A 22,393-nucleotide genomic window follows, 5' to 3' on the forward strand; every position below is an offset into this window, starting at 1 on the left:
GGACGCGAAAGAAAAATAGAGATGGCCAGTACCCTGAATCAGATCATCGACGATCGCACGCGGGCGCGGCGCCTGCGTGATTTCCTGCACGACTGCGCGGGAAGCGCGCCTGGCGAGGAAGCGCAGCGCGTGCGCGAGGCGGTGCTGGAACTGGGCGGCAGCGGAGTGGAAACCAAGGGCCCGCTCGACGTGGCGGCAGTTCACGCCATGCTGGAAAGCGGGGCGGTGACCTGCGCAGTGCTGGAACTGATGGGCCCCGGCGCCTGCTTCATGCTTTCGCGCGGGCCGCAAGGCGCCTGTCTGGCCAGCGTGGTCCAGGAAAATGGTGCGGAGGAGGCGATCGCCGAAGCGTCAAGCCTTGGACTGGCTTTGCTGGGCGCGCATGTCGCGGCGGTGCTGGCGCGGATCGAGAAAGCACCGTTTGAAACCGACGCGCTGCCTGCGCCCGTCTCGATGCGGGTGCACTGACCTTCTCCACATTTTGAAAGCATTAGGGGGGACGCTGAGATCGCCCCTTCTGTTTTGTAGAACCCACTGCAGGCCCGGCCGGGAGGGGATTTCGACCGGGCCTGCGTTCTCAGGAGACTGTGGGTACAGCTGTCGGCTTCAGTGCCGACAGGCCCGGTGTAGCCAATTATGACTAACGCCTTGTTCACACGGGCCTAGGGGTAATTGCCCGGCCTGCTCAATTCACCAGCGATGCCTCTATGGCGATGCGGATCGCGTCGGAGGTGTGGTTGGCACCCAGCTTGTTGAGCATGTTGGCGCGGTGGATTTCCACCGTGCGCGGGCTGATCGAGAGCTTTTCGCCGATCAGGCGGTTGGACAGTCCGCTGGCGACGCCGCCGAGCACTTCGCGTTCGCGGCGGGTCAGGCGGTCAACCCGGGCGCGGGCCATGACTTCGCGCAGCTTGGCATTGCCAAGGCTTTCGGCGCGGGTGATCGCCTTGCCCAGGTTTTCGGTGAGTTCTTCGGGGCTGATCGGCCATGCGATGTAGTCGATCGCACCGTCGAGGATGGCCTGGACGATGCGCTGCGCGTCGGGGCTTTCGCTGAAGGCGATGATCGGGAACCAGTCGCCGTGCTGGGCCATGCTTTCGATCAGGTGTTCGATGGTCCCGTCCTCGTCATGGATAAGCACCACGCCCGAGCGCGGCCACGAAGCGGCCAGTTCCGACACGTTCTCGAACGGTTCGACATGGATATTGCCGGCGGACAGCACATGACTGATGCCGGCACGGCGCCGGCTGTCGCTGTCGATTAAGATAAGGTTCGAGATGAGGTCCACAGCCAGTCTCCCATTGGGTATCTGCCTAGGGAGATATTCGCATCTTTCGATCCCCGCGCCCCGGACCTGCTCCAAAATCGAGGCAACCTGCCGTACGCATTCGCGAACGCCCGGTTTCGTGTTCTACGCAATCACCGAAATGGGTGTTTACCCTGCTTTCAGGGCCTGGCCGATCTCGCAGAAGTCCGTGCGCAGTTCGGTGATCCTCTCCGCATCGAACTGCAGCGCGCTATCCAGAATCGTGCGCCGCGCTGCTTCGTAAAGCTGGCTGAGCGCGCCGGCGACCCCTTCGGCCCCGGCAATGCCCATCTGCAGCGCGGTGATGGCGGTGAGCGCGCGGGTCATCGAGCGGCTTTTCAGGCAGTTGTCGCCGCGCAGGTCGGCATGGACGGCGGTGCCCAGCGCGCTGACCAGATGTTCGAAGCACAAGTGCACCAGTTCGGCCGGGCCGGCGCCGCTGACGCGGGCGTCGAAATCCACCCGGCGGTAGGCTTCCTGAGGGGAGGTCATCCGGAGCATGTCAGCTGCTCTTGTTCCACTGGGCGATCTGGTTGGTCAGCATCGCCAGCGTCGATTTCGAGGCGCCGATGCGCGTTTCAGACGCGGTGTACTGCGCGACGAGGCGTGCGCGCAGCTTCTCCTGCTGCTCGGCAAGGTCGCTCTTTTCGGTGGAGATGCCGGTCTTCTTCTTGGTATACCCGGCGATCGAACTGCCCAGCGAATAGGCGTCGCTGGTGGAAACCGCCGCGCGGTAGATGCGGTCGACGGTGCCGTAGACGCCGTTGACGCCGTTGGTGAACATCGCCGCCACGCCCTTGGGATCGGCGGCGGTGGTTGCGCTCAAGCGGTCGGTGTCGAGCGCGAAGGTGCCGTCACGCTGGGTCTTGAGGCCAAGGTCGGCAAGGGTCTTCGCCGCGCCCGTGGCGCCCGGCATGATGGTGGCGGAGCCGAGCGCGGAAAGCGAGCGCTTGAGCGCGCGCGCGCCGGTATCGTTGGCAAGGTCGCCGCCGATCGACGTCGCGGTATTGAGGGCCGAGACCACTTCGTTGAGCGCGTCCACGAAGTCCTGCATCGAGGCGGCGATGGCGCCGGCCGGATCGGAAAAGCCCAGCGTGGTCGGCGCGCCGGTGTTGACCGCTGCAAGTTGCAGTTTCACGCCGGGGATGGCGTCAGTCACGGTGTTGGACGTGGCGGTCATGGACAGGCCATCGACCTTGAAGGCGGCGTCGTTCGCGGTGTTCAGAAGCTGGCCGGTGGCGCCGCCGGGCGACCAGGCCAAGGCGGAAAGGCTGGGGTCGCCGGCCTCCAGCACGAAGCCATTGGCAGCGCCTTGGGGGCCCTTCAGCACCAGCTGCGCGCCGTCTACGGTGTTGGTGACATAGGCGCTGACCCCGGCATTGGCGCCGTTGATGGCGGTGGCGACATCGGCAAGCGTGGCGCCCTGCGGGACCGTGATGTCGACCGCTGCATGGGCGCTGTCCTGCGCGAAAGTGCTGCCCGAAACCGTGCCGAACTTCAGCGTCAGCGTGCCCGATCCCACCGTGCTGCCGGTCGCCTGGAAAGGCGCGCTGGCAAGCTGCTGGCCGCTGGCGAGCCGGGTAACTTCGAGCGAATAGCTGCCGCTGGGCTGGCTGCTGCCTGAAAGCGTGGCCGAGGCGACGGAAGCATTGGCGAGGCTGGGCGTGCGCGCAAGGCTGCCTGAGCGGACCAGCGTGCCCAGCGAAGTGTCCAGCCCCAGCATCAGCGATTTGATGTTCGAGGCCGCTGAAATCTGTGCGTCGAGTTTGTCCGACTTCGTCGCCAGACGGTCGTTGCGCGAGGCGAACTGCGCATTGGCCAGATTGTTGGCCAGCGCGGTCATGTCGACGCCGCTGCCCCCGCCCAGCGCGGTCACGAGCGACGACGTGGTGACAGCCGATGCGCTGGTCGAGGAGGAGGTGCTGCTTACCATGGTTCCCAGAACGGCATGGGCCGCGCGGTTTTAAGCGGCGTCGGCGCCGGAAACATCTTCACGAAACCGACCCCGGATCGAGCCGTCCGTCCGCATCGAAACGCACTGTCACCGGCACCGAAACCTGCGGCGCGGTGCGCTTTTCGCCGCGTTTCAGGGCCATGACGAAAGCCAGCAGCGCTGCGACCGCAACGTAGTGTTCCTCGCGGATCACCTGCCGTTCGCGGGTGGAGTAGAACACCGAGCGGGCCAGTGCCGGGTATTCCAGCACCGGCAAGTCGCTTTCCGCGGCAAGCTGGCGCATCGCCAGCGCCGTTTCCCCGCGCCCGCGTGCCACCACGATCGGCGCGGGGGCCTTGGCGGGGTCATAGGTCAGCGCCACCGCGAAATGGGTCGGATTGGTGATGACGAACTGCGCCTGCTTCATCGCCGGGACTAGGCCGCCCATGGCGATCTTGCGCTGGCGGTCCTTTATCATCGCCTTCTTTTCGGGCGCGCCTTCGGATTCCTTGGACTCGTCGCGCACGTCCTGAAGGGTCATCTTCAAGCGCATCATGCGGCGCACGATCTGGATCGGCAGGTCGAACAGCGCGATCATGAACAGCCCTGCGGCCAGCCAGAACAGCAGCAGTACGATGGTGTCCCATGCCCAGGAAAGCTGGGCTACCACGTCGCCCCGGCCCAGCCGGGCGAAAGCGTCGATGCGCCCGTCCGCCCATGTCCAGGCGATGATGCCAAGCAGCCCGACCTTGGCGAGGCCCTTCACCATTTCGATCCAGCCCGAAGGACCGAACACGCGTTTCAGCCCCGACATCGGGTTGATCCGCGATGCCTTGGGCGCAAGATTGCCGCCCACCCAGCGCCCGTCTCCGAAGCCGAGCTGCGAAACCAGCGACACCGCGATGACCGCGCCGCCCAGCACCGCGATCGGCGGCAGGCCCGCAAGCAACGCATCCATCAGCCTGTCGCCGGGGCTGAAATCGTCAAGCGAGGCGCGGTCGAACGTGAAGCCCGCGCGCAGCAGCCGCTCCGACAGGTCGAGCAGCCATGGTCCCGCCAGCAGCATCCATGCCGCGCCGATCGCGACCGATGCGGCGGTCGCCAGTTCGCGTGGGCGGATGACATCGCCGCGCTGGGCCGCGTCGCGCTTGCGCTTTTCGCTGGGGGCGAAACTTTTCTCGCCTTCCTGCTCGCTCATGGGCCAAGCACCCGCGCGGCGTTGGCCAAGGCTTCGGCGGAGAGGCGGGCGACCATGTCGGTCAGCACCGGGGCGGCGATCATCAGGGCCGCGATCCCGCCCAGTACGCCTGCGGGCATGCCCAGCGCGAACAGGTTGAGCGCGGGCGCGGAGCGGCTCAGCACGCCGGTCACCACCTGCACCACCAGCAGCACCAGCGTGACCGGCAGGGCGATCGCCAGCGCGGTGAGGAACATCTGGCTGGCGAACCCGGCGACCAGGGCAAACCGCGTTGGCCCCAGCCATGTCTGGCCGGGCGGAAACACCTCGTAACTGCGCACGACCAGCGCGAACCATTGCAGATGCGCGCCCAGCGCCAGGAACACCAGGGTCAGGACGACCATGAAATATTGCCCCAGCGCAGGCGACTGGGTGCCCCCCACCGGATCGATCGCGACCGCCATGTTCAGTCCCATTCCGCCGCCGATCACTTCGGCGGCAATCACCGGCGCGGCGAACGAGAGTTGCAGTACGAAGCCCAGCGTCAGGCCCACCAGCACTTCGCCCATGACGGAAAGGATACCCGCCGCCGAAAGGAGCTGCGCGGGCGCCGCCACCGGCGTCCAGGCGCAGACCATCACCGCGATGGCGCCCGCCACCATGACGCGCACCTGCGCCGGCACCGTGACCGCGCCGAACAACGGCGCGGCGACCAGCGCGGCGCCGATCCGGGTCATCACGAACACCAGCCGCCAGAACTCGGCCTCCAGCGCGCCGTAGCCGAACTCTATTCCGATCACTGCGCAACCTGCTGCGCGTCGCCGGTGCGGGCGATCTGGGCGAAGACTTCCTGCGTGTAGTCGGCGATCAATGTCATCATCGAACCGCCCAGCAGCACCAGCACCAGCGCGATAACGGCCAGCTTGGGCACGAAGGTCAGCGTCTGTTCGTTGACCGAGGTCGCCGCCTGGATGATGCCGATGACAAGGCCCACCGCCAGCGAAGCCAGCAGCACCGGCGCGGCGACCAGCGCCGTCACCCACAGCATCCTGTCAGCCAGGGCAAGGAGGGCGGAAATGTCCTCCATCAGCGGCTGCGCTGTGTGCGAGGGTGCTTCGACAAGCTCAGCATGAGCGGAAACCTGAAAATGACATTCCGAAACACAAAAATGAGCTCCCGACACCACTCATGCTGAGCCTGTCGAACCACCATGCGGCCAAGGCAAACCATCACCCGAAACTCTGCGCGAGCGAACCCATGAGCAGCGCCCAGCCGTCCACCATCACGAACAGCAGCAGCTTGAACGGCAGCGAAACGACCATCGGGCTCATCATCATCATGCCCAGGCTCATCAGCACCGACGACACCACCAGGTCGATCACCAGAAACGGCAGGAACAGCATGAACCCGATCTGGAACGCGGTCTTGAGTTCGCTGGTGACGAAGGCGGGGAGCAGCACCGAGAACGGCACGTCGGCGCTACTGGCAAAGCGCGGCGGCCCCGAACGACCTTGGGCCATCTCGGCGAACATCATCAGGTCGCGTTCGCGGGTCTGGCGGATCATGAAGGCATGAAAGGCGCGGCCGCCGTTCTGGATCGCGGCCTCTGCATTGATGGTGCCGGCCGAGTAGGGGGCGATGGCGGTCTGGTTCACCGTCTCCAGCGTAGGCGCCATCACGAACAGCGAGAGGAACATCGACAGTCCGATCAGGACCTGATTGGGCGGCGATTGCTGCAACCCGATCGCCTGGCGCAGGATCGACAGCACCACCAGGATGCGCGTGAAACTGGTCATCATCAGGATCAGGCTGGGCAGGATCGTCAGCAGCCCCATGATGAGCAGGAGCTGGAGCGACATGTTCATCCCCGGCCCGCCCGTACCGCCCAGCGACCCGAATGCACGGTCGAGCGCGCCGGGGATAGCGGTGGGGGCAGACTGCGCATGGGCGGAGACCGGGACGAGGAGGGCGGCGATTACGCCTCCAAGCCCAGCCCATCGGGGACGTAGCCTTGGCAAGCTCATTCCCCTTCCTCCCGCATTCTTGCAGGCGCTTCGGCCAGCCGCGTCAGGCCCTGCCGCGAGGCGGAGACCAGGATCTCCCGCCCATGAAACTCGATCACCGCCAGCTTGAGCGTGGGCGAGAGCATCGTCGTCTCGACGATGCGGATCGATTTCGATCCGGTGCCCACCCCGACTTTCGCCTGCAGTGTCCGGCCCAGCTTCAGACACCCCCAGATCATCAGCGCGATCATCGGCAGCAGCACGATCAGCTTGAGCACATACCAGAGCATGACCGGTCACTCGCTCCCGCTCAGGCCGCTTTCGGGCAGCTCCAGCGCATCGTCCGGGGCGGCGGTTTCCTCCACCCCCAGCATCTCGACGATGCGCAGGCCGAAACGCCCGTTGTGCGAGATGACCTCTCCGCGCGCGATGGGCTTGCCGTTGACCAGCACGTCGAGCAGTTCGTCGGTCATCCGGTCCAGCATGACGAGGCTTTCCGGCCCCAGCGCCAGCACGTCCTTGAGCTTCATCTGGGTCCGGCCCAGCTCGACCGAGAGGCGCACGTCGACATCGCGCAGGAAGTCGAGGCCGCGGGAATGGATACTCATATCGTTTCGGGTTCCCAAATCAGAATGCGTTTTGAAGCTGGACCGCGACCCGGTCCTCGACTTCGCCGACCGTGCCGGCGGCAATGGTGCGCCCGTCGACCCTGAGCGGCACCGAGCGCGCCACCGTCACCGGCAGCACGTCTCCGGGGCGAAGCGCCGAAAGGCGCGAGAACGGCAGCGTCATGTCCACCAGCACGGCGGTCACCTCGATCGGCATCGAGGCGAACGGCTCTCCGTCAGGGCCGGGCCGGGCGCGCGCCGTCAGGCGGCGCTGGCGGCGCGGCACGACGAGCGCGGCGGCCAGCGTCGAGAGCGGCAGGGTGAGCGCCAGCGACCACGGCTGGGCGGCTGGCTCCTCGATCTCCAGCACGATCCGCAGCAGCGGCTCGGCAGGCGCAAAGGGGGCCAGTTCGGACAAGCTGGTGTCGCGGCGCAGCGCGGTGACGCGGTGGGTTGGATCGCCGCCCAGCCCGGCGCTGAGGGCGGCGGCAATCGCTTCCTCGATGCGCGCCAGCAGCAATTGCGCGGACAGCGGAAACGCGGCCGGCAGCGGCTTGGGCACGTCGCCCCGCCCGCCGAATGCGCGGTCCAGCAGGCGCAGCACCGGCGCTGCCTCGAACGTGGCGAGCAGCGGCAGGCGCCGGGGGCCAAGGCCCATCAGGCTGTGTGCGGTCAACCCTGCGTTCTCCGCCTCCATCGCGGCCAGCGTGGATTCGGCCGGAATACCGATGCGCACCACCGGCGCCTCGCCGCCCGCCAGCCGGGCAAGCCCGTCCGGCAGCGTGCGCGCCAGCGTTTCGCCCAGCTTCGCAAGCGGACGCACCATCTCCGCGATCGAGGGACCGGAGCCGAGCAGTTCGGCGCAGTGACGCGCTTTGGGCGGGGTTTCCTGCGCCATCACTGGACGATGAAGTTACGGAAGTAGACGGCATCGACGCCGCCGAAGCCTTCCTTCTGGATCAGCACCTGGTTGATGGCGTCGGTCATCCGCTTGTTGAGGCGTTCCTTGCCGTCGATGGTGGTGGCGTCCTCCTCGGGCGTGTCCGCCAGGATTTCCAGCAGGCGCGAGCGGATCGCCAGTTCATGCTTGGCCAACCATTGCAGCACCCGCCCGTCGCGCCGGGTGGAGCAGGCGAGGCTGGCCTGAACCATCGAATCGCTGTCCTTGAGGTTGGAGGTGAAATCGTCGGTGAAAGTGAAGTAGGCTGTCCGGTAAGGATCGCCGCTTTCACTTTCTGCCTCGGCGCCGCCACCTTCTCCCTCGCCTTCCTTGGCGGGCGGGGCATAGGGATCGGCGGCGCCTTTCCTGACGAGCTGCGGGCCTTCGTCCTTCTTCTTTTCCTCGCCGTGGCCGCCGATCACGCCTGCCATCATCAGCCCGAACACCGCCCCGCCGCCGACCACAAGCATGGCCACGGCGATAAGGATCAGCCCCATCTTGCCCTTCTTCTTCGGCTTTTCGTCGCCGTCGTCCCTGGCAGGTTTTGCGCTCATTTAAGAAAATTCCCCGGTGTTCGGACGGTCAATGTGCTGGGCGCGGCGGCCCGTGCTGCGTCAGGCGTAGATGTCGCTGCCCGGACGCTGCTCGCTGCGACCGCGCGGCGGCGCGGGGGGCTGCTGCTGGTCGTGAGGCCGCCCGAAAGCGGAACCCTCGCGCCGGGCCTGCTGGCCGGATGCATCGGTGCGGGCCTGCTGGTTCTGGCCGCCGCTCGCATTGGCATTGGCATTGGCATTGGCGCTGGTCTGCGGTTGGCTGCCCTGCTGCTGGGACTGGCTTTCCGGACGCGCCTGATCGCCATTCCCGGCTGCGCTATTCGCGGCCGCCGCTGCTGCGGCCTGGACGGCGCCGGTGAATTCGGGATCGCGGCTTGCCAGCGTGACGGAGAGGCCGCCGTCCTCATGCCCGATCTGCATCGACACGCGGCCGAACTCGGCATGGGAAAGCGCGGTGCGCACGACATTCGGACTGGCTGCCTCGCGCGCTTCGGCCAGGCGGGAAACCAGAGTGGCGAAGTCCTGAGGGGTCTCGCCCGTGGGGGAGGGCGTTAAATCACCGTCAGGCGACGGCGTGCCGGGAGTGACCGGCGCGGCATCGGCCATCCCCGGCTGCGGCATGGCGAGAACGGTGCGCGCCGGGGCAGCCTCGATCTCGGCAGCCGGAGCCGAATGGCCCTCGGGCTCGACTGGCTCGGCGCGCGCGGGCTTTGCGGAAGCGTGCGTGCGGGGCTGCGCGGGCGCGGCCTGAACGGCGCCGTCAGCGGAAGGCGCAGGCGCGGCGGCTTCCGGCCGTTGGAGAGCGGCCTGAGCCTGAACGACCGGGGCCGCCTCGACCGACTGCCGCATCGGCTGCGCCGCAGCAGAGGTTGCCACAGGCGCAGGTTTATCGAGCGCGGCGGTCCGAACCGAGGCGATGGGTGCCGGGTCGGCCGGGCGCGGCTGGATCGGCACGGAAGGTGCCGCCGCCGTCTCACGCGAAGCAGCGCGTCCGCTGTCTGCGGCCACCAGTTCGATCGGCTCGAGTTGGACCTCGTTCGCCTGAGGCAGCACGATGCTTGCGGGCGGTGCGGCAGCTGATGGTGCGGCGCGCGGGGCAGCGGGGGCCACCGCCATCGGCGTTGCGGACGGCATGGTCGGCAACGTCTGCTCGGCGCTGACGGGCTGCGCGCGCGCGGCTTCGGCATTCGGCAGGTCTGCAAAGAGCAGGCCGGCATTGAGCGAGAGGTTGGCGGCTAAGACCGCAGCAACGGGCGCGGCTGCGAGGGAGGTCTCGTTCGCAGCGGCCGCTTCGTCATCGTGCTTGGTGTGGATGGCATGCGGCAACATCTTGCCGGTCTTCTTGCCGCCATTGCCGTCGATGGGGGCGCAGCTTTCGGCAGGCAGCGACAAGGCGCCAGCGGGCAGGCCGGGCTTCAGCACAGTGCCGACCACGGCGGGGGCGGATGGTGCGGCGATGGAGCTGCCAGCATCCGGGGAGGTTACCGCGAGATTGGCTGCGACCGGCTCAAGGCCCGGCGTCAAAGGCGCTTCGGTGCGAGAGGGCATAGCCGCGAAACCAAACGTCGATGCGGCTGGCGACGTGGCCGAAAGCGCCGGGTTACCGGGCATCTGGAGCGATATTTGCGGCTGCGCTGCGGGATTGACCGCGACCGGGATAGGCACGCCGGTCGCGCCTTTCGGGGCGACAGGAAACGCTGCCGCACCAGCCTGGAGCGCTAGTGCGGCGAGGCCGTCCTGCGTATCTTTCACGGCGTCCGAGAGCAGGGCGAGGGGCGCAGCCACGACCCCACCCGTGTGAAGGGTGGGTTCTACCGTCTTCCCGACCGGAGCCTGCGTGATCCCCAGAAGCGCGGCGAAATCGGCGCCCGGCATGCCCGCAGACGTCCCTGCGGCACTGGGGGCGATTGCGGAATTGAGGGTCGGGGCACTGGTCGGGATCATGCGGGGCCTGTCCTGTCTGGCGTCGTCCGGCTCTATTCAAGATCCGTGCCACTTGCTTTGCGGCTGGTCAGGACCGGGGCCTGCGCCTTGCTGGCGATGCGGCGTTCCTGGAGGACTGCGCGGTCCTCGATGGCGGCGCGGCGGCGTTCGGCCTGCGCCAGGGCCTGCTGCCTGGCGTCCGCGACTGACTGGGCGCGCAAGGCATCGCCGTCCGTGGTGCGGCTGATCGCCTGCAGGCCGGAGACGAAGCGGGCGACATGGTGCAGCGCGGCTCCGTCGGCGGCCTCGCGCCGCGCGCCGTAGTCGCTGGCGAGCTGGCGGGTGCGGTCCGACAAGGCGCGAAGCTGCGACAGGGTGCTTTCGGCTTGCGCCGCTTCGGTGGCAGCAGTCTGCTTGGCGATGGCGCGCAGTTTCTCCAGCCTTTTCAGGCGGGCGAGGCGTTTCAGCTCCAGGTTCATCGGGAAAGACCGGAGCGGAAATGACGAGATCGGTGGAGGTTCATCCCAGCAGTCCCGCAAGCTGGCCGGCGCTTGCATCAAGGCCCACGACTTCGCCTTGCGGCTGGCACAGGAAGCCGGTGAGTGCGCCTTGCATGGCGATGGCGCGGTCAAGCTGCGGGTCGGCGCCGGTGCGGTAGGCGCCCATCAGGACGAGGTCGCGGTTGGCCTCGTAACTGGCGGTGAGGGCGCGGAAACTGCGGGCCAGATGCTGGTGGGCCAGCGGCACGATATCGTTCATCACGCGGCTGAGCGAGGCAGCGATGTCGATCGCCGGATACTGCCCGCGCTGCGCCAGCTCGCGGGATAGCACGACATGGCCGTCGAGGATCGAGCGCGCCGTGTCGACTACCGGATCGTCCTGATTGTCGCCGTCCGCCAGCACCGTGTAGAGTCCGGTTATCGAGCCGCCGCTCGCGGCTGAATTGCCCGCGCGCTCGACCAGCTTGGTGATCGTTGCCAGCGCGGAAGGGGGGTAGCCGCGCGCGGCGCCGGGTTCTCCCAGCAGAAGGCCGATTTCGCGGGCGGCATGGGCCACGCGGGTCAGGCTGTCCAGAATCAGCAGTACGCGCTTGCCGGTGCTGCGGAAATGTTCGGCCATCGAGGTGGCCAGCATCGCGCCGCGCAGTCGCAGGTTCGGGGCATGGTCGGCGGGCACGGCGACGACGACGGTCTTGTGCTTCTTCTCGTCGTTCATGTGGCGCTCGACGAAGTCGGAAACCTCGCGCGCGCGTTCACCTATCAGGCCGACGATCACCACGTCCGCGCTGGCGCCGCGCGCGATCATGTCGATCAGCACGGATTTGCCGACGCCCGATCCCGCCATCACGCCGATGCGCTGGCCGACCCCGAAGGTGGTGAGCGCGTTGAGCGCCCGCACTCCGGTATCGAAGGGCAGGCGTACCGGGCTGCGGTCAAGTGCGGACGTGCGCACGCCGCCAGCGGGCCATTCGAGGCGGGTGTGGATCGGCAGCCCGCCGTCGATCGGCAAGCCCTCGCCGTCGACCGCGCGGCCCAGGAACGCGTCGCCCACGGGCAGCATTCCGGGGCGGCCTTCGGGCACCACGCGCGCGCCGGGGCGCAGCAGGATCGTGTCGCCCAGGAGCATCATCATCGTGCGCCCGTTACGAAAGCCGATGACTTCGGCGGGGAAGGTCCCTCGCGGTCCATTCATAACCCGGCACATCGCGCCGACCGGCACGGCAAGGCCGCTGACTTCGAGCAGGCCCCCGTCGCAGGCGGTGACGGTGCCGAAACGGCGCGGGGCGAGGTCCACCGGCTCGGCGGCGAAATCGGCGAGGATAGCGGCGTGGGGCGTGGTCATGGGTGTCATGTCCTGTTTTGGCCGGCTGGGGGCTTCGACAAGCTCAGCCTGAGCGGGGGCGGAGAGAACATTGGCCCAGCGCTGCGTCATGAAGCATCCTTAGACCCCGCTCAGGCTGAGCTTGTCGAAGCCCCTGCCGCACGGCGCCTCACCCCTGATGCAGCGCTTCGGCGATTGCCATGCGCCAGCTTGCGGGGCCGTCCTCGACCCCGCCTCCCGTGCCTTCGACGCGCACGGTCCCGCGTTCCAGCGAAGCATCGGGCACGACCTGCCATTCCGCGCTCATCCGCTGCGAAATCAGGGCGATGTCTGCGGGATGCAGCCTGACCACGCGCTCGTCGTCGGCGCGGGCCAGCATGGATACCGCGCGGGTTATGCGCTGCATCAGCGCGGCCTCGTCGATGGCGAGGGGCGCCAGCGCTGCCTCGCACAGCGCCGCGATGGTATCGCGCAGGCGCAGGCGCAGGTCTTCCTCAAGGCTGGCGTCGATGCGGGTGAAGGCCAGCGCCAACGCCTCGTGCGCGGCGGCCATTGCGATGGCGTGGGCCTCCGCCGCCTCGCTCGCCTGCGCGTGGCCATCGGCGAAACCGCGCGCATAGGCTTCCGCGATCAGATCCGGCGCTTCGGGCTGCATCAGCGTCCCTGCGGGCTCGTGCAGGGTCATGCCGAACATGCCCCCGAAGCGCGCATCGGGGCGAAAACCCGCCGACTGGCCCAGCGCCTCGACCAGCGAGACGCGCGGGCGCGGGCTGCCGACCAGCTGCGCCGTGGGCGGGGTCAGACCCGGCTGGGTGAGCGAGAAACCAAGGTCAGACATAGTCGTCGTCTCCCGCCGAACCGAACACGATCGTGCCGTCGGCGGCAAGCTTGCGGGCCACCGCGACGACGTCCTTCTGCGCTGCGACCACGTCCGCCAGCTTGACCCGTCCGCGCGCGGAGATCTCGTCGCGCACGCCGTCGGCGGCGCGGCTGGACATGGCCTTGAAGAACACCTCGCGCTCGTCCTCGGCGATGCCCTTCAGGGCGTCGATCAGGGTCTCGTTGGGGACATCGCGCAGCAAGGCGCCCATCGCCTGCGCATCGAGGACGAAGAGGTGTTCGAACTTGAACATCTCCTCCTCGATCTGGCGCGCCAGCACTTTGTCGCGCTTGGCAAGCGCGCCCATGACATGCTTTTCGGCGACTTTGCCGATGCCGTTGATGATTTCGGCCGCCTCGCGCGCGCCGCCCATCTGCAGGGGGCGCTGGCCGTGGCTTTCGGTGATCCGGCGCGAAAGCAGTTCCTCCAGCATCTCGATCGCCTGCGGGGCGACGGGGCCTAGCGTGGCGATGCGGTGGACGATTTCGGGCTGGACCAGCGGGGGCAGGGCGTGAAGCACGGCCGCCGCGACTTCGGGGTCAAGCTGGATCAAAAGGACGGCGATGGCCTGCGGATGTTCGCCCTTGAGCAGCGGGACCAGCGCGTCGGGGGTCAGCCAGCGCGCCAGTTCCAGCGGCGAGGTCTGCGGAGCGGCGGGCGCGATGCGGCGCATCACGTTGTCGGCCTTCACCTCGCCCACGGCGCGGCTCATCATCGCGTGGACCTGGCCGACGCGGTCATGCGCGACAAGGCCCATACGCTCGGTCTTGGCGACGAACCCGGCGATGGCCTGGGCGATCACATCGGGGCCGATCTCGCCCAGGGCGACCATCTTTTCGCCCAGCAGGCGCAGTTCGCGCGGGTCGAGGGCGCTGAGAAGTTCGGCGGTCTGCTCCTCGGCCAGCAGCATCATCATTACCGCCGCACTGTCTGCGGCCTGCAAGGGAGCCATTTCAGTCATTTACGCGGCCTTGGAAGGGGCTTCGGGGGCGGGTTCGGCAAGCATCTGGCGCAGGACATGGACCGCGCTTTCCGGCTTTTCGGCGACGATGCGCTGGGCCAGACCAAGTTGGCGCGAAAGCAGTTCGGCGCGGCTGACTTCCACGGCCACGCCCTCTGCCGAAGCCATCGGCAGGGCAGGCGCGGTATAGCCGCCCTCGTCAGCCTCGGCGGCGGCGCCCTTCTGGCCCTTCTTCGCCTTGGCGGGCTTGTCGCCGCGCATGGCGTTTATCATTGGGCGCACGCCCAGCAGCAGGACCAGCAGCACCGCGAGAACCGCCGCACCGTTGCGCACGACCATGGCGAACCACGGGGCCTCATAGAACGGGGCGGCCTCCACTGCGACTGGCTCGAAACTGCGGGTGACGATCTTCACCACGTCGCCGCGCTGCGGATTGGCGCCCACCGCCGCACTGACGAGCGCTTCGAGGTCGGCCAGATCCTTGGCCTTGGCGCCCTTCATGGCAGCGGCGCTGATCGCCACCGCCACGGTCAGACGCTTGATCCCGCCCGGGCCGGTTTCGGAAACGGAAACCTGACGGCCCAACTCATACGTCTTGCTGGTCGAGCTTTCGCCGTTGGTAGGCGCCGGGGCAGCGGGACCGGCGGGCGCGGTTCCCTGCGGCGCGCCCGCTACGGCCTGCGTTGCGGGCGGCGGGGTGTTCGACAGTACCCCGGGGACGCCGCCCGCCTGTCCGGGGCCGGAGGTCTGCGATTGCTGCAACTGTTCCGAGCGGACGACGCCGTCCTTGTCGTAGCTTTCGCGCGCGGCGGTCACCTGGTCCATGTCGAGCTGGACCTGCGTTTCGGTGGTGAAGTTGCCGTCGCCCAGCATCGGGGTGAGAAGCTGCGCCACCTGTTCGCGCAGCTTGGTTTCCAGGCGTGATTGCATGTCGAGCCGATCGTTGTCCGCGCCCGCACCTTCGGAAAGCAGGCGGCCATGCTGGTCGACCACGCGCACCGCGTCGGGGGAAAGGCCCGGCACCGATCCCGCGACAAGGTTGACGACGGCCGAGACCTGCCCGTCACTGAGCTGGCGGCCGGATTTCAGGCGCACCATCACCGAAGCGGTGGGCGCCAGATTGTCACGCACGAAGACGGACTTTTCGCCTTCGGCAAGGTGGACGCGCACCGAATCCACGCCGTCGATCTGGCCGATGGTCAGTTGCAGGTCGTGCTCGCGGGCGGAGCGCATGCGTTCGCCTTCCAGCGTCCGGCTGGCGCCCATCGGCAGTTTGTCCAGCATCTGGTCGCCGGTTTCGGGCGTCGCCAGCGCGCCGTCGGACGCCACCAGCATGCGCGCCTTGTAGAAATCGCCCTCGGCCACGGTGAGCGCGCCGGTCTGGTTGTCGATGGCGTACTTGATCTGCGCTGCGTCGAGCGCCTCGGCCACTCCGGCGCGTTCGCTGTCGCCCAGCTGGGCATAAAGCACGCGTTGGGGCGAAGGCGCCATCATGCTCCAGGTCAGCGCCGCGCCGCCGATGGCGGAAAGGCCGATGAACACCGGCATCATCTTCTTCACCGCAGGCTGCTGGGTGATGGACGAAAGGCGGGTCAGCACGCTGCCGCCCGAAGCGTCTCCAAAACCGCCGAACTTGGACGGCGAACCGGTTACGGGAACAAGATCGGCCATCTAGTCAGACTCCCATCCGCATGATGTCCTGGTAGGCGGACAGCAGCTTGTTGCGCACCTGCAGGGTGGCTTCGAAGGCGACGCCAGCTTCCTGGCGGGCCAGCATGACCTTGGCGACATCGGTGACCTCGCCCTTTTCGTAAGCGGTGGAGAGCGCTTCCGAGCGGCTCTGCACTGAACTGACGCCGTCCAGCGCGGTCTGGAGCGAGGTGGCGAAACCGCCGGCGGGGGCTTGCCCGGCGCTCTGGGTCTGGGTGGCGGCCTGCGCGGTATGGATCTCGCGCAGCAGGTCGTTGCGCGAGATGATCTGCTGACGCAGTTGCAGGATCTGCTGGACGCCGCCCGCACCGCCCATGCCGCTGATCGAGGGAATGCTGCTCACCGGCCGCCTCCCATCGCCGAAGGAGCGGGAGCGGGGCGCCCGATTTCGATACCGGCCTCCCGCATCGAGGCGAGGCGGTAGCGCAGCGTGCGTTCCGAGATACCCAGTTCGCGGGCCGCACGCAGGCGGTTGCCGCCGCAGGCCTCCAGCGTTTCCACGATGGCGCGGGCCTCGGAGTGCTGGACGATGCTCGACAGTTTGCGGTCGCCGTCCAGCGCATCGACAGGCGCGGCGAACGCCAGTTCGAGGCCGCCGATCGCAGGCACGGCGACAAGGCGTGCCGGGCTGTCGAAGACGATGTGCTCGGGCGCGATCCGGGTGCCGCCGTGGGCGAGCAGCATCGCGCGGCGGACCACGTTCTCCAGTTCGCGCACGTTGCCCGGCCAGGAATGCAGTCGCAGCATGGCCAGCGCGCCTTCGGTGAAGCAGGGCACGGCTTCGGTGCCACTGATGGCGCGGGCATGACGCAGGGCCATGGCGAAAGCGAGCGGGGCGATGTCGTCGGGGCGTTCACGCAAGGGACGCAGTTCCAGCGGGAAGACGTTGAGGCGGTAGAAAAGGTCGGCGCGGAAACGGCCCTGCGCCACTTCGGTGGGCAAGTCGCGGTTGGCGCAGGCGATCACCCGCACGTCCACCTTGATCGCACGGGTAGAGCCGATTGGCACCACTTCCTGTTCCTGCAGCGCGCGCAGCAGCTTGGCCTGCAACACAAGCGGCAGTTCGGCGATCTCGTCGAGCAGCAGGGTGCCGCCGTCCGCCGCGCGCATGAAGCCTTCGCTGGCCGCCGTCGCGCCGGTGAAAGCGCCCTTCTGGTGGCCGAACAGCATGGCCTCCAGCATCGTTTCGGGCATGGCGGCGCAGTTGACGGCGATGAACGGCTGGTCACGGCGGTTCGAACGGGTGTGGATGAAGCGGCTGAGCACTTCCTTGCCGGTGCCGGTCGGGCCGTTGATGAGCACCGGGATGTCGCTGGCGGCAAGACGCTCTGCCAGCGCGAAGACGGACAGGCTTTCCGGGTCGGCGGCGATGGGGTCTTCGGGGCCGGCGGAGGCGGCCAGCAGCATGGCCAGCGCGGTTTCGCTGACTGGGTCGGCGTAGGTCATCGAGGTCAGGCTGGCGCCTTCGCGCACAAGTGCCGGTGCCGGACCGCGCGACAGGCGCACGCAGCGAGTGCGGGGGCGCAGCGGGGTGCGGTCTGCAAAATCGCGGAAATCGATTGCATCGCCATTGAAAAGAGAAGCGGCAATTGCCCCGGCGCGCTGGATCAGCGGGCCGTGGAGGCGAGCCGTTTCGTTATTGATTTCCAGAGCGGCCATATCGCGGATTCCCTTGGAATTAACCAGTTCTATGAAGCCGCTTATGCGTGGTTAACGGCAAAAAGAGCGGTAATTTAAGGCCGCGTAGATGTCCGTAATCTGCCGTTCGGCGGCAGGTTTCTGCAGGGCCTTCCATCCGCTGCGAGGCTCGCTCTGCCGTGCCTTGGGAAGCAGATCATTGGCTGGAATCCCCGAAAATCGCGGGTTTCGCGGCGGAACGTCAGGCTGGATCGCATTGGGCAGTCGCAGCGGCGCAGCGGAGGAATAATCTTCACGCGCGCGCGATTGCCGCGCGGGGGATTCGTGAATCAGGAGATTCGCCCGCTGCCGATTCGCCTTCGCCGCGCCGCACTTCAAACGTTTTCATAGCGGGACTTAAAGTTCGCGGAAGGCTGCCGGTCTAGTGGCTGGCAGCGGGCTGGATGGGCCGGCCGGTTGCTCCGAAAAGCCCATAACTGATGGGCCGGGATTATCGGGACACTAACGGGAACCTCATCATGTCTGTCATCAATACGAACATCAGCGCGATCCGCGCATCCAACGCTTCGAACTCCGCCAACAAGATGCTCGGCACCGCGATGGAGCGCCTGTCGACCGGCAAGCGCATCAACTCGGCCAAGGACGACGCCGCCGGCCTTGCGATCTCCACCTCGATGACCTCGCAGATCCGCGGCATGAGCCAGGGCATCCGCAACGCCAACGACGGTATCTCGCTGGCCCAGACCGCGGAAGGCACGCTGTCGGAAGTCAGCAACATGCTCCAGCGTGTGCGTGAACTGGCGATCCAGTCGGCCTCGGGCACCTACCAGTCGTCGGACCGCGCGGCGATGCAGCAGGAAGTCACCGCGCTGACCTCGCAGATCTCGGACTCGTTCACGCAGGTCAAGTTCAACGGCAACACGCTGATCTCGACCACCTCGGGCACCGACCTGACCTTCGACATCCAGACCGGCTCGAACTCGGGCGAGAAGGTCACGCTGACCGCCAAGGCCATCAACGGTGCCAACCTTGTCGCCTCGGCGCTGGACGTGACTGACGCCACCAAGGCCGCCGCCACGCTGACCAACGTGGACAATGCGCTGAAGGACGTGAACTCGACCCGCGCATCGCTGGGTGCCGGCCAGAACCGCCTGGAATCGGCGATCAACAACCTGACCAACACCGTCACCAACCTGTCCGACGCCAAGAGCCGCATCGAAGACGCCGACTACTCGGCCGAAACGACCGCGATGGCCAAGGCCCAGATCCTGAGCCAGGCATCCACCGCGATGCTCGCCCAGGCCAACCAGAGCCAGCAGAACGTCCTGTCGCTACTGCGCTAAGCGCACAGCGACGCCGACACCGGCACGCCCGGCGCGGCGTGCCGACTGGCCTCCCGTTCCCCGGAGGGCCCAGCCCGGCGGTCTGCCCTCAGACCGCCGGGCGTTTCGGCTGATCCGGTAAGCGCGATGCAGGTTTGATGAAGCGCATCTGCAGGGGAATGCTGCTCAAGGCATTTGGACGCCATTCTCGATGGCGGCGCGAACCAGTCTGCACGACATCAGGCTGGTCAGCGCGTGATCCCGTCATTCGGAGAGACCCGATTTCGCTTCCCGTTCAAATTCCAGGGCGATGGCGACGTCGAGCTTGTCGAGCGGGGTGGATTTTGACGCCCGGTTTTCAGCCCAGACGGCTTCCGCTTCCCAGGCCTTGGCAGCATCCAACGCGATTTTCCGCCGGTTCTCCAGCGGTTCGCTAAGAGCCTTGGCCCGTTGCAACGCTTCCTGCTCTCGGCAATGGGCTGCGGAAATCTGCATGATCCTGAATCCTTACCGTTTCATGTTTTCAAGGCCTGCGAACTTCGTGGTTCGTCTTCTGCTGCGATTTTGCCGTGACAATGTGGTGATCGGCGAAATGATCCGCTTTTCAGGCATTCACGGCTTGCGGCATGCTCAAGTGCAAAGGCGCCTGGAAGGTATTCTCCGCGCCGAGATAGACGTCCGCTGCGGGCGTTCGCAGATGGCGTTCGAGCAGCGAAAGGATCCGGGGGTCCTCCTCGGCATCGAATTTGCGCGCGAAAAGGTCGGTACTGCGCTGGAGCTGACCCAAATCGGCCTCGTCATAATTGCGTGGGCGCAGCTTGATGTCGCCATCGGGCACCCAGTCGATCATCCTCAGATCGTCGTTCATGACGATGCCATGGTCGCCACTGTTCATCATGACAGTCTGGAAGAAGGCCTCGTCGGCGATAAAGCTGTTACGATAGAATTTCTTGAAACGGTCGGCGCGCGGATCGTGGCAGACGTATTCGCAGAAACTGCGGGTGACCGCTTTCCATTGCGTGCCGATAAATGGCGTGTCGCCCGTAAGATAAGGCCGCGCCACGCCGGTTGCGGTCAACGTTCCGCGCTCTTCGGTGAACATGTGGCTGACCCGGTTCATGGTGTCGGGGCGTTCCTTGCGCTGGTCGAGCGCGCGGATGAACTGCCTGCCCGGATGGGCGGCAAAGAACTGACGGATGTAGTTTTGGCTCTTGAGCGGGAAATCCTGACCCGACAAGTTGATGTAATGCGTCCAGTTGCTGTCCATCTGCAGAAGGCGGGTCATGCCGCGCAGTTCGGCCTCGACAAGGCTGTATCCGCCCCAGAGCGCATCTTCCGGTTCAAGCAGTTCCACTCCCTGATAGGGTTTCAGGAAGGTTGCGATTTCCGTCGCCAGTTCCACGCCGGAGCTTTTGTCGACATGGACGACATACTGATTGCCGGGCACGTAAATCGCGCTGAACAAACGTTTGAACTGCGCGGGGTAACGGTGGACCAGCAGAAAATATGCGATCATCGGGCAAGCCTCATCAGCAGCGCCGGCACCCGGCTGTCGAAACCTCGGGCTCGGCGACAAGCATTTCCTGTCTCAGGAAAGCCAATCAAAAGAATTTCTGATCGTGAAGAGACAACGCCAGACAGTATTGCGGGCCAACGGGACGCAACGGCGTAGCAACAATATACATATCATATACAAAAATTACAAGGCCCGGATCGCCTTGCATATTATTTCGAATCGGGCTGTGGGACAGGCTTAAATCCCCGTTTCCAGCCGTATTTACCGATTTCTTCGGTACAAGCGGAGTATCGACCACTTTTGGACAGAAGGCATCGGCGGTCGGGACTAGTGCTGGCCCCCGCCTTCAGTTCAGCAGCGTGATCGAAATCCTGCGGTTGCGCGGGTCGTGCGGGTTGGCGGGGATCAGCAGTTCGCGGTCGGCGACGCCTTCAATGCGGCGGAAGCGGTCTTCCTTGATGCCGTCGCGTAGCAGGGCTTGGCGGGTGGCCTCGGCGCGCCCAGCGGAGAGCGACCAGTTGTTGCCCACGGTGCCGGCCGCGAAGGGCAGGGCGTCGGTATGGCCGCGAACGGTGACGCCGCCGCCGTCGGGGCCCAGCGCCTCGCCCAGCGCGGCCAGCAGGTCGGAGGCCTCGGGCGTCAGCACCGTGGTGCCCAGGCGGAACATCGAGAAGTTCGCATCGTCGACAAGGTCGATACGCACGCCCTCGGTGGTGTCGACCAGGCGCACCTGCTTTGCCAGTCTGCGCAGGCGGTCGGTGGACTGGAGCTTCTTTTCCACCTGCTGGCGGGCGAGCTGGGTGCGCTTGGCGCCTTCCTTCGGTCCTCCGGTGGCGTCGCGCGGGATGGTGATGGCCTTGTTGCCGCTGCCGCCGGGGTGAGGCAGCTTGTCCTGCGCGGTCAGCGAGGTGCCGCCCAGCAGGCCGGTGCCCGATCCGGTGCCGGACTTGCGGTTCTTGACCAGCGTGGGCGAGAAATAGTCGGCAATGCCCTTGCGCTGTTTTTCGGTGGTGGCGCCCAGGATCCACAGCAAGAGGAAGAAGGCCATCATCGCGGTCACGAAGTCCGCATAGGCGACTTTCCAGGCGCCGCCGTGGTGCCCGTCGGCAACGACGGTGATCTTCTTGACGATGATCGGGCGAACGGGTTCGTCGGCGCTCTTGGCCATCTTATTTACCGCGCATCGCGTCGAGCAGGTCGGACAGGCTGGGGCGGAAGGCGTGGCCCAGGCCGGACCGGGCCGATTCCACCACCAGCGGCTGCGGCCATCCGTGCAGGCTTGCGATGATGACCTGCTTCACCGCGTGGAAAATCTGCTCATCCGCCTCCAGCACCTGCTTGAGGCGGCCGGCCATCGGCGCGACCATGCCGTAGGCCAGCATCACGCCCATGAAGGTGCCGACCAGCGCCGAGCCGATCATCCCGCCCAGGATCGAGGGCGGCTTGTCGATCGAGCCCATCGTCTTCACCACGCCCAGCACGGCGGCGACGATGCCCAGCGCGGGCAAGGCGTCGGCCAGGCCCTGCAAGGCGTGCTGCGCTTCGTGGGCTTCGTGGAAATGGGTCTTCATCGCATTGTCCATCACGTCCTCCACCGCGTGAACCTCCAGCGTGCCGGAGGAGACGACGATCAGCGTCAGGGTGTCTGCGATGAGGTGGACCAGCGGCTCGTTGCCGAGCAGGCGCGGGAATTCGGCGAAGATGGCGGAGGACTTGGGATCGGCGACATGGCTTTCCAGCGCCACCGGGCCTTCGGAGCGCAGCAGCTTCATCAGCCGCGTGGTCAGGATGATGACGTCGATGTGGTCCTGTTTGTTGTGTTTCGGGCCTTTGAAGACTTTCATCATGCCGCTGCCCAGGCCCTTCAGCTCGTGCATCGAATTGCCGGTGACGATCGCCCCGATCGCGGCGCCGCCGATGATGAGCATCTCGTGCGGGATCGCCTCCATCACCGGGCCAAGCGCGCCGCCGGTAATCGCGAAGCCGCCGAAGACCATCACCAGCAGGATGACGACGCCGATGATTGCGAACATGGGTTTCTGGTCCTTCGTGAGCGGCTGCGAGGGATGCAGGTTAGCCGGAAGTTGGTTATTTCCGCTTG

At 66.6% G+C, this 22,393-nt stretch carries 25 protein-coding genes; 2 read left to right on the top strand and 23 right to left on the bottom strand.

Annotation, left to right across the window (positions count from 1 at the left end; all coding sequences use genetic code 11):
- Window positions 1-21: 21 nt before the first annotated feature.
- Window positions 22-468, top strand: a complete 447-nt coding sequence (locus TQ38_RS03125) for a hypothetical protein (RefSeq protein WP_043980424.1) — start codon at window positions 22-24, stop codon at window positions 466-468.
- A gap of 217 nt (window positions 469-685) precedes the next feature.
- Here the strand turns inward: TQ38_RS03125 and TQ38_RS03130 are convergent, their stop codons facing one another.
- The 19 genes from TQ38_RS03130 to TQ38_RS03220 all read right to left on the bottom strand — a co-directional run bounded on the left by TQ38_RS03130 (window position 686) and on the right by TQ38_RS03220 (window position 17,475).
- Entirely contained in the window at window positions 686-1,288 is a 603-nt protein-coding gene (locus TQ38_RS03130) for a response regulator transcription factor (protein WP_043980426.1), read from the bottom strand.
- 147 nt (window positions 1,289-1,435) lie between these two features.
- The gene (gene fliS / locus TQ38_RS03135) at window positions 1,436-1,807 is read right to left on the bottom strand and encodes a flagellar export chaperone FliS (RefSeq protein ID WP_043980428.1); all 372 of its coding nucleotides are present in this window, start codon (window positions 1,805-1,807) and stop codon (window positions 1,436-1,438) included.
- Between the two features lies 1 nt (window position 1,808).
- Window positions 1,809-3,239 (bottom strand): flagellar filament capping protein FliD, encoded by a 1,431-nt coding sequence (gene fliD, locus TQ38_RS03140; protein WP_043980429.1) that lies wholly within the window; start codon window positions 3,237-3,239, stop codon window positions 1,809-1,811.
- Window positions 3,240-3,297: 58 nt separating this feature from the next.
- Window positions 3,298-4,437, bottom strand: a complete 1,140-nt coding sequence (locus tag TQ38_RS03145; protein WP_043980430.1) for a flagellar biosynthesis protein FlhB — start codon at window positions 4,435-4,437, stop codon at window positions 3,298-3,300.
- Entirely contained in the window at window positions 4,434-5,216 is a 783-nt protein-coding gene (gene fliR, locus TQ38_RS03150; RefSeq protein WP_043980432.1) for a flagellar biosynthetic protein FliR, read from the bottom strand. The genes TQ38_RS03145 and fliR overlap by 4 nt, the downstream gene beginning before the upstream one ends.
- The gene (gene fliQ, locus TQ38_RS03155) at window positions 5,213-5,503 is read right to left on the bottom strand and encodes a flagellar biosynthesis protein FliQ (RefSeq protein ID WP_043980434.1); all 291 of its coding nucleotides are present in this window, start codon (window positions 5,501-5,503) and stop codon (window positions 5,213-5,215) included. The genes fliR and fliQ overlap by 4 nt, the downstream gene beginning before the upstream one ends.
- Window positions 5,504-5,645: 142 nt before the next feature.
- On the bottom strand, window positions 5,646-6,440 hold the full coding sequence (fliP, locus tag TQ38_RS03160; RefSeq protein ID WP_043980437.1) for a flagellar type III secretion system pore protein FliP: 795 nt from the start codon (window positions 6,438-6,440) through the stop codon (window positions 5,646-5,648).
- Window positions 6,437-6,709 (bottom strand): flagellar biosynthetic protein FliO, encoded by a 273-nt coding sequence (locus tag TQ38_RS03165; protein WP_043980439.1) that lies wholly within the window; start codon window positions 6,707-6,709, stop codon window positions 6,437-6,439. The genes fliP and TQ38_RS03165 overlap by 4 nt, the downstream gene beginning before the upstream one ends.
- A gap of 6 nt (window positions 6,710-6,715) precedes the next feature.
- Window positions 6,716-7,027 (bottom strand): flagellar motor switch protein FliN, encoded by a 312-nt coding sequence (fliN, locus tag TQ38_RS03170; protein ID WP_043980441.1) that lies wholly within the window; start codon window positions 7,025-7,027, stop codon window positions 6,716-6,718.
- Window positions 7,028-7,046: 19 nt separating this feature from the next.
- A complete protein-coding gene (locus tag TQ38_RS03175; protein ID WP_043980443.1) occupies window positions 7,047-7,925 on the bottom strand; it encodes a FliM/FliN family flagellar motor C-terminal domain-containing protein in 879 nt (292 codons plus the stop codon).
- A complete protein-coding gene (fliL, locus tag TQ38_RS03180; RefSeq protein WP_043980445.1) occupies window positions 7,925-8,521 on the bottom strand; it encodes a flagellar basal body-associated protein FliL in 597 nt (198 codons plus the stop codon). The genes TQ38_RS03175 and fliL overlap by 1 nt, the downstream gene beginning before the upstream one ends.
- A gap of 60 nt (window positions 8,522-8,581) precedes the next feature.
- Window positions 8,582-10,465, bottom strand: coding sequence for a hypothetical protein (locus tag TQ38_RS03185; RefSeq protein ID WP_162792199.1), 1,884 nt, complete (start codon window positions 10,463-10,465; stop codon window positions 8,582-8,584).
- A gap of 32 nt (window positions 10,466-10,497) precedes the next feature.
- On the bottom strand, window positions 10,498-10,923 hold the full coding sequence (locus TQ38_RS03190; RefSeq protein WP_043980447.1) for a hypothetical protein: 426 nt from the start codon (window positions 10,921-10,923) through the stop codon (window positions 10,498-10,500).
- A gap of 40 nt (window positions 10,924-10,963) precedes the next feature.
- A complete protein-coding gene (locus tag TQ38_RS03195) occupies window positions 10,964-12,286 on the bottom strand; it encodes a FliI/YscN family ATPase (RefSeq protein ID WP_043980448.1) in 1,323 nt (440 codons plus the stop codon).
- 148 nt (window positions 12,287-12,434) lie between these two features.
- Window positions 12,435-13,103 carry a FliH/SctL family protein gene (locus TQ38_RS03200; protein WP_052506023.1) on the bottom strand — a complete coding sequence of 223 codons (669 nt, stop codon included), beginning with the start codon at window positions 13,101-13,103 and terminating at the stop codon, window positions 12,435-12,437.
- Window positions 13,096-14,106, bottom strand: a complete 1,011-nt coding sequence (gene fliG, locus TQ38_RS03205) for a flagellar motor switch protein FliG (RefSeq protein ID WP_043980449.1) — start codon at window positions 14,104-14,106, stop codon at window positions 13,096-13,098. The genes TQ38_RS03200 and fliG overlap by 8 nt, the downstream gene beginning before the upstream one ends.
- A complete protein-coding gene (gene fliF, locus TQ38_RS03210; protein WP_043980450.1) occupies window positions 14,107-15,777 on the bottom strand; it encodes a flagellar basal-body MS-ring/collar protein FliF in 1,671 nt (556 codons plus the stop codon).
- Window positions 15,778-15,781: 4 nt separating this feature from the next.
- Complete coding sequence (fliE, locus tag TQ38_RS03215; RefSeq protein WP_043980634.1) at window positions 15,782-16,150, bottom strand: flagellar hook-basal body complex protein FliE; 369 nt, start codon at window positions 16,148-16,150, stop codon at window positions 15,782-15,784.
- Between the two features lie 5 nt (window positions 16,151-16,155).
- On the bottom strand, window positions 16,156-17,475 hold the full coding sequence (locus tag TQ38_RS03220) for a sigma-54-dependent Fis family transcriptional regulator (RefSeq protein ID WP_043980451.1): 1,320 nt from the start codon (window positions 17,473-17,475) through the stop codon (window positions 16,156-16,158).
- A gap of 497 nt (window positions 17,476-17,972) precedes the next feature.
- Here TQ38_RS03220 and TQ38_RS03230 point away from each other — a divergent pair, with 497 nt between their 5' ends.
- Window positions 17,973-18,797 (top strand): flagellin, encoded by an 825-nt coding sequence (locus TQ38_RS03230; RefSeq protein WP_043980636.1) that lies wholly within the window; start codon window positions 17,973-17,975, stop codon window positions 18,795-18,797.
- A gap of 243 nt (window positions 18,798-19,040) precedes the next feature.
- Here the strand turns inward: TQ38_RS03230 and TQ38_RS03235 are convergent, their stop codons facing one another.
- From TQ38_RS03235 to motA, 4 genes are all read right to left on the bottom strand, one after another.
- Entirely contained in the window at window positions 19,041-19,271 is a 231-nt protein-coding gene (locus tag TQ38_RS03235) for a hypothetical protein (protein ID WP_043972448.1), read from the bottom strand.
- 109 nt (window positions 19,272-19,380) lie between these two features.
- The gene (locus tag TQ38_RS03240; RefSeq protein WP_043972446.1) at window positions 19,381-20,292 is read right to left on the bottom strand and encodes a beta-1,6-N-acetylglucosaminyltransferase; all 912 of its coding nucleotides are present in this window, start codon (window positions 20,290-20,292) and stop codon (window positions 19,381-19,383) included.
- Window positions 20,293-20,638: 346 nt separating this feature from the next.
- Complete coding sequence (locus TQ38_RS03245; RefSeq protein WP_043972444.1) at window positions 20,639-21,460, bottom strand: flagellar motor protein MotB; 822 nt, start codon at window positions 21,458-21,460, stop codon at window positions 20,639-20,641.
- Between the two features lies 1 nt (window position 21,461).
- The gene (gene motA / locus TQ38_RS03250) at window positions 21,462-22,325 is read right to left on the bottom strand and encodes a flagellar motor stator protein MotA (RefSeq protein WP_043972442.1); all 864 of its coding nucleotides are present in this window, start codon (window positions 22,323-22,325) and stop codon (window positions 21,462-21,464) included.
- Window positions 22,326-22,393 lie beyond the last annotated feature (68 nt).

The sequence above is a fragment of the Novosphingobium sp. P6W genome (assembly GCF_000876675.2).
In the GTDB taxonomy this organism is placed as follows: Bacteria; Pseudomonadota; Alphaproteobacteria; order Sphingomonadales; family Sphingomonadaceae; genus Novosphingobium.

Excerpts from the sequence above, each read along its gene's own strand:
- TQ38_RS03125 (WP_043980424.1), top strand. The coding sequence starts at position 22 with ATGGCCAGTACCCTGAATCAGATCATCGACGATCGCACGCGGGCGCGG.
- fliS (WP_043980428.1), bottom strand. The coding sequence starts at position 1,807 with ATGCTCCGGATGACCTCCCCTCAGGAAGCCTACCGCCGGGTGGATTTC.
- fliD (WP_043980429.1), bottom strand. The coding sequence starts at position 3,239 with ATGGTAAGCAGCACCTCCTCCTCGACCAGCGCATCGGCTGTCACCACG.
- TQ38_RS03145 (WP_043980430.1), bottom strand. The coding sequence starts at position 4,437 with ATGAGCGAGCAGGAAGGCGAGAAAAGTTTCGCCCCCAGCGAAAAGCGC.
- fliQ (WP_043980434.1), bottom strand. The coding sequence starts at position 5,503 with ATGGAGGACATTTCCGCCCTCCTTGCCCTGGCTGACAGGATGCTGTGG.
- fliP (WP_043980437.1), bottom strand. The coding sequence starts at position 6,440 with ATGAGCTTGCCAAGGCTACGTCCCCGATGGGCTGGGCTTGGAGGCGTA.
- TQ38_RS03165 (WP_043980439.1), bottom strand. The coding sequence starts at position 6,709 with ATGCTCTGGTATGTGCTCAAGCTGATCGTGCTGCTGCCGATGATCGCG.
- fliN (WP_043980441.1), bottom strand. The coding sequence starts at position 7,027 with ATGAGTATCCATTCCCGCGGCCTCGACTTCCTGCGCGATGTCGACGTG.
- TQ38_RS03175 (WP_043980443.1), bottom strand. The coding sequence starts at position 7,925 with ATGGCGCAGGAAACCCCGCCCAAAGCGCGTCACTGCGCCGAACTGCTC.
- fliL (WP_043980445.1), bottom strand. The coding sequence starts at position 8,521 with ATGAGCGCAAAACCTGCCAGGGACGACGGCGACGAAAAGCCGAAGAAG.
- TQ38_RS03185 (WP_162792199.1), bottom strand. The coding sequence starts at position 10,465 with ATGATCCCGACCAGTGCCCCGACCCTCAATTCCGCAATCGCCCCCAGT.
- TQ38_RS03190 (WP_043980447.1), bottom strand. The coding sequence starts at position 10,923 with ATGAACCTGGAGCTGAAACGCCTCGCCCGCCTGAAAAGGCTGGAGAAA.
- TQ38_RS03195 (WP_043980448.1), bottom strand. The coding sequence starts at position 12,286 with ATGACCACGCCCCACGCCGCTATCCTCGCCGATTTCGCCGCCGAGCCG.
- TQ38_RS03200 (WP_052506023.1), bottom strand. The coding sequence starts at position 13,103 with ATGTCTGACCTTGGTTTCTCGCTCACCCAGCCGGGTCTGACCCCGCCC.
- fliG (WP_043980449.1), bottom strand. The coding sequence starts at position 14,106 with ATGACTGAAATGGCTCCCTTGCAGGCCGCAGACAGTGCGGCGGTAATG.
- fliF (WP_043980450.1), bottom strand. The coding sequence starts at position 15,777 with ATGGCCGATCTTGTTCCCGTAACCGGTTCGCCGTCCAAGTTCGGCGGT.
- TQ38_RS03220 (WP_043980451.1), bottom strand. The coding sequence starts at position 17,475 with ATGGCCGCTCTGGAAATCAATAACGAAACGGCTCGCCTCCACGGCCCG.
- TQ38_RS03230 (WP_043980636.1), top strand. The coding sequence starts at position 17,973 with ATGTCTGTCATCAATACGAACATCAGCGCGATCCGCGCATCCAACGCT.
- TQ38_RS03235 (WP_043972448.1), bottom strand. The coding sequence starts at position 19,271 with ATGCAGATTTCCGCAGCCCATTGCCGAGAGCAGGAAGCGTTGCAACGG.
- TQ38_RS03240 (WP_043972446.1), bottom strand. The coding sequence starts at position 20,292 with ATGATCGCATATTTTCTGCTGGTCCACCGTTACCCCGCGCAGTTCAAA.
- TQ38_RS03245 (WP_043972444.1), bottom strand. The coding sequence starts at position 21,460 with ATGGCCAAGAGCGCCGACGAACCCGTTCGCCCGATCATCGTCAAGAAG.
- motA (WP_043972442.1), bottom strand. The coding sequence starts at position 22,325 with ATGTTCGCAATCATCGGCGTCGTCATCCTGCTGGTGATGGTCTTCGGC.